Annotated in this window: 13 protein-coding genes, 1 other RNA gene and 2 pseudogenes; 6 read left to right on the top strand and 10 right to left on the bottom strand. The window is 62.8% G+C overall.

Features of this window, described 5'->3' with window-relative positions:
* Nucleotides 1–86: pseudogene (locus EOA32_RS40060) on the bottom strand (5-formyltetrahydrofolate cyclo-ligase); the annotation flags it as partial.
* 82 nt (nucleotides 87–168) lie between these two features.
* Nucleotides 169–324: non-coding RNA, 6S RNA (gene ssrS, locus EOA32_RS24050), on the bottom strand.
* Between the two features lie 150 nt (nucleotides 325–474).
* Between ssrS and EOA32_RS24045 the strand changes: the two genes are divergently transcribed.
* From EOA32_RS24045 to msrB, 6 genes are all read left to right on the top strand, one after another.
* Nucleotides 475–1,314 (top strand): MoxR family ATPase, encoded by an 840-nt coding sequence (locus tag EOA32_RS24045; protein ID WP_095827527.1) that lies wholly within the window; start codon nucleotides 475–477, stop codon nucleotides 1,312–1,314.
* 90 nt (nucleotides 1,315–1,404) lie between these two features.
* Nucleotides 1,405–1,851 (top strand): GNAT family N-acetyltransferase, encoded by a 447-nt coding sequence (locus EOA32_RS24040; protein ID WP_095831119.1) that lies wholly within the window; start codon nucleotides 1,405–1,407, stop codon nucleotides 1,849–1,851.
* An 82-nt stretch (nucleotides 1,852–1,933) separates the two neighbouring features.
* On the top strand, nucleotides 1,934–2,098 hold the full coding sequence (locus tag EOA32_RS24035) for a type II toxin-antitoxin system HicA family toxin (RefSeq protein ID WP_082953653.1): 165 nt from the start codon (nucleotides 1,934–1,936) through the stop codon (nucleotides 2,096–2,098).
* An 11-nt stretch (nucleotides 2,099–2,109) separates the two neighbouring features.
* Complete coding sequence (locus EOA32_RS24030) at nucleotides 2,110–2,514, top strand: type II toxin-antitoxin system HicB family antitoxin (protein ID WP_067002185.1); 405 nt, start codon at nucleotides 2,110–2,112, stop codon at nucleotides 2,512–2,514.
* A gap of 10 nt (nucleotides 2,515–2,524) precedes the next feature.
* A complete protein-coding gene (locus EOA32_RS24025) occupies nucleotides 2,525–3,715 on the top strand; it encodes a VWA domain-containing protein (protein ID WP_128373066.1) in 1,191 nt (396 codons plus the stop codon).
* Between the two features lie 136 nt (nucleotides 3,716–3,851).
* A complete protein-coding gene (gene msrB / locus EOA32_RS24020) occupies nucleotides 3,852–4,256 on the top strand; it encodes a peptide-methionine (R)-S-oxide reductase MsrB (RefSeq protein ID WP_067001694.1) in 405 nt (134 codons plus the stop codon).
* A 52-nt stretch (nucleotides 4,257–4,308) separates the two neighbouring features.
* Here the strand turns inward: msrB and EOA32_RS24015 are convergent, their stop codons facing one another.
* The 8 genes and pseudogenes from EOA32_RS24015 to EOA32_RS23980 all read right to left on the bottom strand — a co-directional run.
* Complete coding sequence (locus EOA32_RS24015) at nucleotides 4,309–4,608, bottom strand: hypothetical protein (RefSeq protein ID WP_128373065.1); 300 nt, start codon at nucleotides 4,606–4,608, stop codon at nucleotides 4,309–4,311.
* A gap of 7 nt (nucleotides 4,609–4,615) precedes the next feature.
* Complete coding sequence (locus EOA32_RS24010; protein ID WP_067001692.1) at nucleotides 4,616–5,056, bottom strand: hypothetical protein; 441 nt, start codon at nucleotides 5,054–5,056, stop codon at nucleotides 4,616–4,618.
* Nucleotides 5,057–5,176: 120 nt separating this feature from the next.
* Nucleotides 5,177–5,437 (bottom strand): DUF2312 domain-containing protein, encoded by a 261-nt coding sequence (locus tag EOA32_RS24005; RefSeq protein ID WP_067001689.1) that lies wholly within the window; start codon nucleotides 5,435–5,437, stop codon nucleotides 5,177–5,179.
* A 354-nt stretch (nucleotides 5,438–5,791) separates the two neighbouring features.
* Nucleotides 5,792–9,250 (bottom strand): pyruvate carboxylase, encoded by a 3,459-nt coding sequence (pyc, locus tag EOA32_RS24000; RefSeq protein ID WP_128373064.1) that lies wholly within the window; start codon nucleotides 9,248–9,250, stop codon nucleotides 5,792–5,794.
* Nucleotides 9,251–9,512: 262 nt separating this feature from the next.
* On the bottom strand, nucleotides 9,513–10,631 hold the full coding sequence (locus EOA32_RS23995) for a branched-chain amino acid ABC transporter substrate-binding protein (RefSeq protein WP_128373063.1): 1,119 nt from the start codon (nucleotides 10,629–10,631) through the stop codon (nucleotides 9,513–9,515).
* Between the two features lie 139 nt (nucleotides 10,632–10,770).
* Nucleotides 10,771–11,118, bottom strand: a complete 348-nt coding sequence (locus EOA32_RS23990; protein ID WP_067001681.1) for a DUF6867 family protein — start codon at nucleotides 11,116–11,118, stop codon at nucleotides 10,771–10,773.
* 17 nt (nucleotides 11,119–11,135) lie between these two features.
* Nucleotides 11,136–11,864, bottom strand: a complete 729-nt coding sequence (locus tag EOA32_RS23985; protein ID WP_067001678.1) for an ABC transporter ATP-binding protein — start codon at nucleotides 11,862–11,864, stop codon at nucleotides 11,136–11,138.
* A pseudogene (locus EOA32_RS23980) lies at nucleotides 11,864–12,424 on the bottom strand (ABC transporter ATP-binding protein); the annotation flags it as partial. The gene EOA32_RS23985 and the pseudogene EOA32_RS23980, both read right to left, overlap by 1 nt.

Genomic DNA, 12,424 nt, shown 5'->3' with positions numbered 1-12,424 from the left:
AGACAGCGCCAGAATTCGTCCAGCGCATCCCGCCGCGCCAGAGCTTCCTTGCGAAGCTGTTTTTTCAGGTCTTTTGATGAGGTCATGCGCAGACGTTAGAAAAGGTCGTATCCGGACGAAGTTGCAGGAGCGACGCTTTCTACCGCATCAAATTCAAAAACGGGAGAGTGGCGATCCACACAACCGGTGGAGAGGTCGATCCCGGGTGCCTACAAAGTAGGTGGGCGCCGTGTGAGAAAACCCACGGGTCTTCCCAGGGACAGCTCCCTAAGGATCGATAAGGCCCCGGGGATAAGTTTCTCCTGCCGGGAAGCGCAGACCGCCAAAACCAATATAGGCCCATGGTTGACCGAGCGCCAGAAGGACACCGCTCCAAGCGGCCGCAAATCTGCGTCATGAGCCTTGCGGCGTTGCCATGCCTTGCACAGCCTGGCCAGCGTCCTTAGGGTCGCGGCCCAACGATCAGGAGAAGAAATGCGTTTCGAAGGCACCGCGGCTTACGTCGCCGATAAGGATTTGATGGTGGCGGTCAACGCCGCGATCGCTCTGGAGCGACCGTTGCTGGTCAAGGGCGAGCCGGGCACCGGCAAGACCGAACTCGCCCGTCAAGTGGCGGCGGCGCTCGGCCTCGATTTCATCGAATGGAATGTCAAATCGACCACCAAGGCGCAACAGGGCCTCTACGAGTATGACGCCGTCTCGCGGCTGCGCGACAGCCAGCTCGGCGACGACCGGTTCAGCGACATCAAGAACTACATCAAACGCGGCAAGCTGTGGGACGCCTTCGCGGCACCGAAAAAGGTCGTTCTCCTGATCGACGAGATCGACAAGGCCGACATCGAATTCCCCAACGATCTTCTGCAGGAACTCGACCGGATGGAGTTCTTCGTCTACGAGACCGGCGAGACCATCCGCGCCGAATTTCGGCCGATCGTCATCATCACCTCCAACAACGAGAAGGAGCTGCCGGACGCCTTTCTGCGCCGCTGCTTTTTCCACTACATCCGCTTCCCCGATATCGAGACGCTGCACCGGATCGTCGACGTGCATTATCCCGGCATCAAGCAGAATCTCGTGCGGGCCGCGCTTACCCAGTTCTACGAGATCCGCGACGTGCCCGGGCTGAAGAAGAAACCATCTACCTCCGAAGCGCTCGACTGGATCCGACTGCTGGTCGCCGACGACATCGCGCCGGAGGATCTGCGCGCCGATCCGAAGAATATGTTGCCGAAGCTGCATGGGGCGCTGCTCAAGAACGAGCAGGACGTGCACCTCTTCGAACGCTTGGCCTTCATGGCCAGGCGCCAGCAATAGGCTTGGCAGCAATAGCGCTTTGTCCGTCTGTGGACCGTTGCCGACAGGCGGCGGTTGCCGCAGCTTCCGACCAAAACGTTGGAGGAAAACATGTCTGAGATCACCGTCCGCCCGCTTGCCCAGTCCGACCGCTCCGACTGGCGCCGGCTATGGACCGCCTACCTCACCTTCTACGAGACCAAGCTGCCGGACGAGGTCTACGACGTCACCTGGAAGCGCCTGTTCACGCCTGGCGAGTTCGAGCCGAAAGGCTTTATCGCCACGCTTGAGGGCAAGGCCGTCGGCGTGACCCACTATCTCTACCACCGCTCCTGCTGGTCCGAGGTCAACACCTGCTATCTGCAGGATCTGTTCGCCGACCCCGAAGTGCGCGGCAAGGGCATCGGCGCGGCGTTGATCAAAGCGGTGCAGGACGAGGCCGGCAAGATCGGCGTGAAGAACGTCTACTGGATGACGCACGAGACCAACGCCACCGCGCGCCGGCTGTACGACCATGTGGCGCGGCGCACGGGCTTCATCGAGTACGATCTGTTGTGAAACGGTTGAAACCGGTCCAGCTGCGCAATATATTGCGCATTGGAAAGCCGCCGTGCCGCTGATTGAGACTAACACGCGCTAGATCATAGCGCGGCTTTTGCGCGACGGCTGGTCGAGCGTCGGAGGCGGCAAGCACGACAAATACGAGCACCCGGGAAAACCGGATGTGACCATCATCGTGCCGCGGCACCGCGAGCAATCTCCGGGCGTTGCACGCTCGATCGCCAAGCTCGCCGGATGGATTTGAGGCCTGATCGCATGACGCATTATATCGGAGTTCTGGACGGCGCAGATAATGTCTGGGGAATCCGGGTCCCCGACCTCCCGGGCTGCCATGGCGGCGGCGCCAGCCCCGAGGAGGCGATTGCCGATGCAACATCGGCGATACGCGAATGGGCCGAAACTCGGTTGGCAAAGCACGTCTCGTTACCCGAAGCACGAACGGTGGCGGACTTGTTACGATCAGGTGAGATCGATAGCGCCGCAGGCGAGTCTGCCGTCATGATCCCGCTGCTGATCGACTCCGGTCGGTCAGTCCGGGCAAACCTGTCGTTGGACGCTGGTCTGCTTGCGGCGATCGATACTGAAGCCAGCCGCCGGGGCCTGACGCGCTCTGCCTTCATTGCGAGTGCCGCGCGTGAAAAGATCGAGGGGCAGAGATAGCCGTCTGGCGATGTTCATCCCCTTCTTCCTTGAACTGAAAGCCGCGCGGGTTCCCGTTTCCCTCCGGGAGTATCTGTCGCTGCTGGAAGGCCTGGAAGCTGGGCTGGTCGACTACGACGTCGAGGGTTTTTACTACCTCGCGCGCTCGGCCCTGGTGAAGGACGAGCGCCACATCGACCGTTTCGATCAGGTGTTCGCGCATGTCTTCAAGGGCGTCGAAGCGCTCGCCGGCCCGGACGCTGTCGACGTCGCCAACATTCCCGAGGAATGGCTGCGCCGGCTCGCCGAAAAGCACCTGAGCGACGAGGAGAAGAAGCTGGTCGAGGCGCTGGGCGGCTTCGACAAGCTGATGGAGACGCTGAAGCAGCGCCTGGAGGAGCAGAAGGGCCGGCACCAGGGCGGCTCGAAATGGATCGGCACCGGCGGCACCTCGCCCTTCGGCGCCTATGGCTACAATCCGGAAGGCGTGCGCATCGGCCAGCACGAAAGTCGCCACCGTCGCGCAGTGAAAGTCTGGGACAAGCGCGAGTTCAAGAACTTCGACGACGCGATCGAGCTCGGCACCCGCAACATCAAGGTGGCGCTGAAGCGGCTGCGGCGCTGGGTGCGCGAGGGCGCCGAGGAAGAGTTCGACCTGCCCGGCACCATCCACGCCACCGCCGAGCACGGCTATCTGGACGTGAGAACCCGGCCGGAGCGGCGCAACGCGGTGAAGCTCCTGATGTTCTTCGACGTCGGCGGCTCGATGGATGGTCACGTCAAAACCGTCGAGGAGCTGTTCTCCGCCGCGCGGGCCGAATTCCGCCAGCTCGAGTATTACTACTTCCACAACTGTCTTTACGAGCGCGTCTGGAAGGACAATCGCCGCCGCCTGGCCGAGACGATCCCCACCTTCGACCTCATCCACAAATATGGGCCGGACTATAAGGTGATCGTGGTCGGCGACGCCTCGATGAGCCCTTACGAAATTGCGCGTCCCGGCGGCTCGGTCGAGCACTGGAACCCGGAGGCCGGCGGCGTCTGGCTCGGTCGGCTGCTGCAGCAGTGGCCGAACGCGGTCTGGTTGAACCCTGAGGCTGAGAAGAACTGGCGCTACACCCATTCCATCGCGATGATCAGCGACATCTTCGGCGGCCGCATGTTCCCGCTGACGCTTGCCGGGCTCGAAGCGGCAACGAAGCAGCTATCGAGGAAGCATTGAGTGTGACAGTAATTCGCGGAAACCAGCGGCGATTGCGTTGTCAGTCCCAGCGCTGGTCAGTGGTGTAACAAACACCTATCTTCGTGCGAACATGACATGCCAACCAACAACGAGCCGCCAAGGCCGAGGAGATTTCATGGACACCCACGCCTATCCCGTCACCCGCACCGATGCCGAGTGGCGCGCCCGGCTGACGCCGGAGCAGTATGCCGTCATGCGCAACCACGGTACCGAGCGTCCCGGCAGCTGCGCCCTGCTCTACGAGAAGCGCGCCGGCACTTTCTTCTGCGTCGGCTGCGACCAGCCGCTGTTCGAATCCAAGCTGAAGTTCGAGAGCGGAACCGGCTGGCCGAGCTTCAACGATCCGGTCCCGGGGTCGATCGAGACCACCGTCGACCGCAGCTACGGCATGGTCCGCACCGAGTGCCACTGCTCGCGTTGCGGCAGCCATCTCGGCCATGTCTTCGAGGACGGTCCGCCGCCGACCGGCCTGCGCTATTGCATCAACGGCGTGTCGCTGCGCTTCGAGCCGGCGGCCTGACAGCCAGTTCGTGGTAGCTTTGTAAGGGCGGCTTCGGCCGCCCTTTTTCGATTCAGACGACGACCGTCGCGATCAGCCAGAGCGCCGAGCCCAGCATCATCAACTGCGCCTTGAACCCGCCGGCCGTTTCCGCCGTCCGCCAGACGGCAAGGGCGAGAAAGATGTTGTAGGGGGCGGGAAGGAAATGCACCGTGAGCACCAGCCAGAGCGGCAGCTTCAGCCCAAGCAGGACAAGCGCCAGCCCGGACGAAGCGATGTTGATCGCCGAGCCGGCGAGCAGCATGTCGCGCCAGAACAGCCGGTCGAGCGGCACAATGCCTTGCCAGCGCGAGCGGAAGAAGCCGGCAACCATCTGTGCTCTACTCCTGCCTCAGCACTTGGGTGACGGCTTGCTCGAAGCGCGAGCATTCCGTCGCCAGCCAGTCGGCCATGGCCGGCCAATTGTCCTCGGCAAAGCAGTTGACCCGCCACTGCGAATTTATGCCGAGATTCTGCGCGCTCTGCTCCGGCCTGAGCTTCAGCCGCGCCTCGATCGCCGGTTGGAATGGCATCAGCCGCGTCCAGACCTCCGTCGCGCCGAGCTTCTCGTTGCGGCCGAAGAAGACGCCGACCACGTTCTCGCTTGGCGCGACATACATGGACAGCACCAGGGCGAACTCCGGCATTCCGCGCTGCCAGAACCATGGCCCGCGTCGCGCCAGCCGCGCCCTTTCTTCCGGGTGCCGTTCGGCGAACAGCGCCCAGAACCCGCGATGCCGGAACTCCGAAGCGCGATGGCCGCCGAAGTCGAACTCACTCATGGCCGTCCCTAGAGGCAATTCCAGGAAGTGTAACGGTTTCCGTCCGGAATTGCGCAAAAGCAAATGGTTGGAGCAGTTCAGCGATTCCATCAAAACGCTGAACTGCTCTAGCCGCGAGCCTTAGACCATGCCGAGCGCGGCCTTGTACAGATCGAGGATCGACTCCTCCTCCTGGCGCTCGGCCTGATCCTTCTTGCGCAGCCGGACGATGGTGCGGATCGCCTTGGTGTCGAAGCCGGTGCCCTTGGCCTCGCCATAGACGTCCTTGATGTCGTCGGAAATCGTCTTCTTTTCTTCCTCGAGCCGCTCGATGCGCTCGATGATGGCGCGCAGCTGGCCGGCGGCTACAGTCTGGCTGGTCTCGGTGATCTCGTCGGCCATTTTTTCTCTCCGCGTTTTTTTGCGCCACGGCGATTCCCGCCCGGCAAAATTGGAGCGGGTTCGATGCCCGAGCAGGCGCGGCGGGTCAAGACATTATCGATGCGGCATGAAGGGTTGGAGCACCCCAGGCTGTGCTGAGATTCTGGTCAGGCCGAGCCGGAGTCGAAGACGGGCGCGAAGCGGCGAGAACGGTTGTTCCGAGAACCGGAGCCGAGCATGCTTGAAGTACGTGGGCACGGGCCTAAGCTGGCCGTAGCCTTAACTGCGACGTGCCTGGTGAGTGCTTCGGCGGCGAAGGCCGGAACCCCAGGAAGCCGGCGTTTGCAGGCCGGCCTCACCTGAACATCAGCACATTCAGCCAAAGGCGATGAGCAAATCCTTCGCATCGATCTGGTCGCCGGCCTTGACCAGCACCTCTGCCACCACGCCGTCGCGCTCGGCGTGCAACGCGGTCTCCATCTTCATCGCCTCGATCGAGAGCAGCACGTCGCCCGCCTTGACCGCCTGGCCTGGCGCCACGGCAAGAGCCGACACCACGCCCGGCATCGGCGCCCCGACATGCGCCTCGTTGCCCGGCTCGGCCTTGCGCCGCGCCTTGGCGGCCGAAGCGCCATGCGCGCGGTCCGGCACCTTCACGCGACGCGGCTGGCCGTTGAGCTCGAAGAAGACGGTGACCATGCCTTTTTCGTCGACGTCGCCGAACGCTTGGCAGCGTATCACCAGGGTCTTGCCCTTCTCGATGTCGACGAAGATCTCGTCTTCCGACTTCATGCCGTAGAAATAGGTCGGCGTCGGCAGCACGCTGACCGGGCCATAGGTCTCCTGAGCGGCGGCGAAGTCGGTGAAGACTTTCGGATACATCAGCCAGGAGGCGAATTCGAACTCGGTGAGCTTGCGCTCGAGCTTCTCCTCGATCTCCTTGCGGCTGGCCTTGAGGTTCGCCGGCTTGAGCAGCGAGCCCGGCCGGACGGTGATCGGCTTTTCGCCCTTCAGCGCCTTCTTCTGCAGCGCTTGCGGCCAACCGCCCGGCGACTGGCCGAGATCGCCGCGCAGCATCGAGACGACCGAGTCCGGGAAGGCGATGTCCTTCGCCGGGTTCTCGACATCGGTGACCGTGAGGTCCTGGCTCACCATCATCAGCGCCATGTCGCCGACCACTTTCGACGACGGCGTCACCTTGACGATATCGCCGAACATCAGGTTGACGTCGTGATAGGCCTGCGCCACCTCGTGCCAGCGGGTTTTGAGCCCAAGCGAGCGCGCCTGTTCCTTGAGATTGGTGAACTGGCCGCCCGGCATCTCGTGCAGATAGACTTCCGAGGCCGGTCCCTTGAGGTCGCTTTCAAAAGCGGCGTATTGGTTGCGCACCGCTTCCCAATAGAACGAGATGTGGCGGATCCACTGCGGGTCGAGGCCGGGGTCGCGCTCGGTGCCCTTGAGCGCCTCGACGATCGAGCCGAGGCAAGGCTGCGAGGTGTTGCCGGAGAACGAATCCATCGCCGCGTCGATGGCGTCGACGCCGGTCTCGACCGCCGCCAGCACCGTCGCCGCCGACAGGCCGGAGGTGTCATGCGTGTGGAAATGGATCGGCAGGTCGGTCTCTTCGCGCAGCGCCTTGAACAGCACGCGCGCCGCCGAGGGCTTCAACAGGCCCGCCATGTCCTTGACGGCGATGATATGCGCGCCGGCCGCTTCCAGTTCCTTCGCCAGCCCGACATAATATTTCAGGTCGTATTTGGCGCGCGCCGGATCGAGTATGTCGCCGGTGTAGCACATCGCCGCTTCGATCAGCTTGCCCTCGGCACCCACCGCGTCCAGCGCGACGCGCATGTTCTCGACCCAGTTCAAGCAGTCGAAGACGCGGAACAGGTCGACGCCGCCGGCAGCTGCCTGTTTGACGAAATGCTGCACGACATTGTCGGGATAGTTGGTGTAGCCGACGCCGTTGGCGCCGCGCAGAAGCATCTGCAGCAGAAGATTGGGGGCTGCCTCGCGCACTCTGCTCAGACGCTCCCACGGATCCTCGGTGAGGAAGCGCATGGCGACGTCGAAGGTGGCGCCGCCCCAGCATTCCAGTGAGAGCAGTTGCGGCAGCGCCCGCGCATAGGTGCCGGCGATGCCGGCGATGTCGTAGGTGCGCATGCGGGTGGCGAGCAGCGACTGGTGTCCGTCGCGCATCGTCGTGTCGGTAACGAGCACCTGGGCTTGCTCGCGCATCCATGCCGCGAACTTCTGAGGCCCAAGCGCGTCGAGCCGCTGCTTGCTGCCGTCCGGCACCTTGCCGTTGAGATAGGGCACCACAGGCGCCGCCGCATCCGCCTTCGGCATTGGCCGTCCGCGCGTCTCGGGGTGGCCGTTGACACTGACGTCGGCGAGATAGTTGAGCAGCTTGGTGGCGCGGTCCTGCCGCTTGACCTGCTCGAACAGCTCCGGCGTCGTGTCGATGAACTTGGTGGTGTAGGAATTGTCGGCGAAGCTCGGGTGGTTGATGATCGCTTCGAGGAAGGTGAGATTGGTGGCGACGCCGCGGATGCGGAACTCGCGCAATGCCCGGTTCATGCGCGCGATCGTCTCGGCCGGCGTCGGCGCCCAGGCCGTCACCTTTTCGAGCAGCGGATCGTAGAACCGGGTTATGACCGCGCCCGAATAGGCGGTGCCGCCGTCGAGGCGGATGCCGAAGCCGGTGGCGCCGCGATATGCGGTGATGCGCCCGTAATCGGGGATGAAATTGTGTTCCGGGTCCTCGGTGGTGATGCGGCACTGCAGGGCGTGGCCGTTGAGCTTGATGTCCTTCTGCGCCGGCACGCCGGATTCCGGCGTGCCGATGGCGAAGCCGTCGAGGATGTGGATTTGCGCCTTTACGATATCGATGCCGGTCACCATCTCGGTGACCGTATGCTCGACCTGGATGCGCGGGTTGACCTCGATGAAATAGAACTTGCCGGTGTCGGCGTCCTGCAGGAACTCGACGGTGCCGGCGCCGATATAGCTGGTCTCGCGCGCGATCTTCAGCGCGTAGCCGCAGAGTTCCTCGCGCAGTTTCTCGCTGAGGTAGGGAGCCGGCGCACGTTCGACGACCTTCTGGTTGCGGCGCTGGATAGAGCAGTCGCGCTCGAACAGATGCACGGCATTGCCCTGCGTGTCGCCCAGCACCTGCACCTCGACATGGCGGGCGCGCTCGATCAGCTTTTCGAGATAGACCTCGTCCTTGCCGAAGGCGGCCTTCGCCTCGCGCTTACCTTCCATGACTTCGCGCGCGAGGTCGGCTTCAGCCCGGATGGCGCGCATGCCGCGGCCGCCGCCACCCCACGAGGCCTTGAGCATCACCGGATAGCCTATTTCCGCGGCGAGCTTTTTCACCTCGTCCATATCGTCGGGCAGCGGATCGGTGGCGGGCACGACCGGCACGCCGACCTCGATCGCCAGGTTGCGCGCCGCCACCTTGTTGCCGAGCCGGCGCATCGTCTCTGGCTTCGGCCCGATGAAGGTGATGCCGGCGGCAGCGCAGGCCTCGGCGAATTCGGGGCTTTCCGACAACAGGCCGTAGCCGGGGTGGATCGCATCGGCACCCGAGAGGCGCGCGACGCGGATCACCTCGTCGATCGACAGATAGCTTTCGATCGGACCCATGTCCTTGGTGAGATGCGGACCGCGCCCGACCTGGTAGCTTTCGTCGGCCTTGAAGCGGTGCAGCGAATATTTGTCCTCTTCCGCCCAGATCGCCACGGTTTTGAGGCCTAGTTCGTTGGCCGCGCGAAAGACGCGGATGGCGATTTCGGACCGGTTGGCGACGAGGATCTTCGTGATTGCCAAGGACTGGGCTCCAGTAGCGGAAGGTGAGGTGAACCGGCGCAATGATTAGCTTGAAAATGCTGCAGCGCAAACAAAATAGCGCGACACTTCAATCGATTTAAATCGTTTGTTTGCGCCAAACCTTCGCAATGGCCTCGAGCGCGTGGACGACAAACGCCGTCGGACTTGGCGGGGACAGGATGGCATGCTGGATGCCCGGCCAACAAAAAATGCCCGGCGCTCAGCGCCGGGCATCTCGGAAAGTCGGCTCTTCTTTGCCGGCTTATTGCTCGAAGTAGGAGTACTTGCCGTCTTCGCCCTTCTTCCAGGTGTACATGACATAGTCCGGGCGGGTGATGTCGCCCTTGGAGTCATAACCAATGTCGCCGATGGCGGTCTTCCAGGGGCCGCCCGACTTGATCGTCTCGGCGACTTTCTGCGCATCGTCGGCGGAGCCGGTCTTCGTGATGGCCGCAGCGATGATCTGGATCGCGGCGTAGGAGTAGAGCGTGTAGGCCTCCGGTTCGAAACCGGCAGCGCGGAACTTCTCCACGAGCTCCTTGGCGTTCGGGTTCTTGCGCGGATCCGGCGCGAACGTCATCAGCGTGCCTTGGACGGCGTCGCCGGCGATCGAGGCGAGCTCGTTCGACACGATGCCGTCGCCCGACATGAACTGGGCCTTGAGGCCCTGGTCGGCGAGCTGGCGGATGATGAGGCCGGCCTCCGTATGCAGGCCGCCATAGTAGACGACGGAGATACCGGCTTCCTTCATCTTGGCGATGAGCGCCGAGAAGTCCTTGTCGCCGACATTGATGCCTTCATACATGGCTTCGTTGACGCCATTGGCGTTGAGAGCCTTCTTGGTTTCGTCGGCAAGGCCCTGGCCATAAGGGGTCTTGTCATGGATGAGCGCGATCTTGGTGTCCTTGAAGTTCTTGGCGACATAGTCGCCGGCAACCTTGCCCTGCTGGTCGTCGCGTCCGCAGGTGCGGAACGTATTCCACATGCCGCGTTCGGTGAACTTGGGATTGGTCGCGGCCGGCGTGATTTCGAGGATGCCATTCTCGGCATAGACTTCCGACGCAGGAATTGAGACGCCCGAATTGAAGTGGCCATCGACGAACTTGATGCCGTCGGCGACAAACTTGTTGGCGACCGAGATGCCCTGCTTCGGATCCGACACGTCGTCACCCACACTCAGCTTAAGTTGCTGGCCGAGGACTCCGCCGGCCGCGTTGATGTCGGCGACCGCCTGTTCGGCGCCCTTCTGCAGCTGCGCGCCGAAGGCCGCGTTCGGACCGGTGATCGGACCGGCGACGCCGATCAGAATGTCGGCCCACGCGCTGCCGCTGAACGCGATGAACGCGGTCAGCGCCACGGCGGACAAGAGTGATTTTTTCATTGAAACGCTCCCATTTACGGAGTGGGCGTGGATGATACTTTCATGCGATGCCCACCCTTATCGCAGAAAGCATAGAATGCCGATTTTCAGGCACTTGTCACGCCAAATTCATTCCCCGGAACGGCGTTGATCATGAACGTCAACCCTTTGGTTTCCAGCTCAATAAGGAGGCTCTTTCGTAGAGCCAATTATACTGAGTGACCATCTGGTTCGTGCGCGTGTATTGATACCCAAGGAAGCCCAGTATCATCAGCACGATGGTGTCGACGATATAGTAGTGCAGCGAAAACATCGTGCCGTCGAACAGCGCGTGGTGGATGAACCTTATGCCGATGCCGAGTCCGAGCATATAGAGGAACAGCTGAAAGAAGCTGCGCCAGGTCTGCGCGCTCGCCTTGCCGGTCATCCACGCCGCCCATCCGCCGAGCAGGCAGGTGACGAACAGGAACTGCCAGATCGAGGCTTCCTCGTAGAGAATGCCCTGCATGATGAAGTCTCCTGAACTCAGTGGTGGCCGCCTTCGAGATAGGCGGCGCGCACTTCCGGATTGGCGAGCAGCTCCTTGCCGGTGCCGCTCATCGTCACATTGCCGTTGACCATGACGTAGCCGCGATTGGCGAGCTTCAGCGCGCCGAAAGCGTTCTGCTCGACCAGGAACACGGTCAGCCCCTGGGTCCGGTTCAATTCGCGGATGGCATCGAAAATCTGCTTGACGATCAGCGGCGCGAGGCCCAGGGACGGCTCGTCGAGCAGAAGCAGCTTCGGCCGGGCCATCAGCGCACGGCCGATCGACAGCATCTGCTGCTCGCCGCCCGAGAGCGTGCCGCCGCGCTGGCCGATGCGCTCCTTCAGCCGCGGGAACAGCGCAAACACCTTCTCGGCATCCTCGTCAAAATGTTTTAGGTTGTCGAGGCTGGCGCCCATCTGCAGGTTTTCCATCACCGTCATGCGCGGAAAGATGCGGCGTCCCTCCGGCGACTGGGCGATGCGCATCCGCGCGATCTCGTGCGTCGGCAACTGCGTGATGTCGTTGCCGGCAAAGGTGATGGAGCCGCTGCGCGCACGCGGCGCGCCAAAGATCGTCATCATCAACGTCGACTTGCCGGCGCCGTTGGCGCCGATCAGCGCCACGATCTCACCCTGGTTGACGGTGACGTCGACACCGTTCAGCGCGCGGATGTTGCCGTAATAGGTCTGCACGCCCTTGATATCGAGCAGCGTTGTGCCGGCCATTACTTACGCCCTCCGCGCGGCTTGGCTGTCGAGGATTTCGCGGCCGGCTTGCCCGTGGCCCGCTCGGACGACTTTCTTGGCGCTTTGGCCTTGGCATCGACCTGAGCCGCTTTCGAGGCGCCTCTTGATACCATGACCCGTTCGCCCTCGTCCGCGTGTTCGACAGTATCGGAAACCGGCCCCGCCATCATCGAGGCGGAACTGCCCGGCCCGTGAGCCGCATCAGGCCCGGTATCGAGCTGCTCGATGACATCCTCGTCGCCGACTTCGGTCAGCACCTCTTCCACTTCCTCGTCGTCGACGCCGAGATAAGCGGCAATCACGCGCGGATCGGTCCGGACCGACTGCGGGCTGCCATCGGAGATCTTGCGGCCGTATTCCAGCACCACGACGTGATCGGAGATCTGCATGACCACCGACATGTCGTGCTCGATGAGCAGGATCGACGTGCCGGTGTTGTCCTTGATGTCCATCAACAGTTCATTGAGCGAGGCCGACTCCTTCGGATTGAGACCGGCGGCCGGCTCGTCGAGGCACAAAAGCTCAGGTCCGGTGCACAT

Source organism: Mesorhizobium sp. M1A.F.Ca.ET.072.01.1.1 (assembly GCF_004023325.1).
In the GTDB taxonomy this organism is placed as follows: domain Bacteria; phylum Pseudomonadota; class Alphaproteobacteria; order Rhizobiales; family Rhizobiaceae; genus Mesorhizobium.
This window is presented reverse-complemented; position numbering and strand designations above follow the sequence as displayed.

What these genes read in the sequence shown, in the direction of transcription:
- EOA32_RS24045 (WP_095827527.1), top strand. Translation starts at nt 475, where the DNA reads ATGCGTTTCGAAGGCACCGCGGCTTACGTCGCCGATAAGGATTTGATG.
- EOA32_RS24040 (WP_095831119.1), top strand. Translation starts at nt 1,405, where the DNA reads ATGTCTGAGATCACCGTCCGCCCGCTTGCCCAGTCCGACCGCTCCGAC.
- EOA32_RS24030 (WP_067002185.1), top strand. Translation starts at nt 2,110, where the DNA reads ATGACGCATTATATCGGAGTTCTGGACGGCGCAGATAATGTCTGGGGA.
- EOA32_RS24025 (WP_128373066.1), top strand. Translation starts at nt 2,525, where the DNA reads ATGTTCATCCCCTTCTTCCTTGAACTGAAAGCCGCGCGGGTTCCCGTT.
- msrB (WP_067001694.1), top strand. Translation starts at nt 3,852, where the DNA reads ATGGACACCCACGCCTATCCCGTCACCCGCACCGATGCCGAGTGGCGC.
- EOA32_RS24015 (WP_128373065.1), bottom strand. Translation starts at nt 4,608, where the DNA reads ATGGTTGCCGGCTTCTTCCGCTCGCGCTGGCAAGGCATTGTGCCGCTC.
- EOA32_RS24010 (WP_067001692.1), bottom strand. Translation starts at nt 5,056, where the DNA reads ATGAGTGAGTTCGACTTCGGCGGCCATCGCGCTTCGGAGTTCCGGCAT.
- EOA32_RS24005 (WP_067001689.1), bottom strand. Translation starts at nt 5,437, where the DNA reads ATGGCCGACGAGATCACCGAGACCAGCCAGACTGTAGCCGCCGGCCAG.
- EOA32_RS23995 (WP_128373063.1), bottom strand. Translation starts at nt 10,631, where the DNA reads ATGAAAAAATCACTCTTGTCCGCCGTGGCGCTGACCGCGTTCATCGCG.
- EOA32_RS23990 (WP_067001681.1), bottom strand. Translation starts at nt 11,118, where the DNA reads ATGCAGGGCATTCTCTACGAGGAAGCCTCGATCTGGCAGTTCCTGTTC.
- EOA32_RS23985 (WP_067001678.1), bottom strand. Translation starts at nt 11,864, where the DNA reads ATGGCCGGCACAACGCTGCTCGATATCAAGGGCGTGCAGACCTATTAC.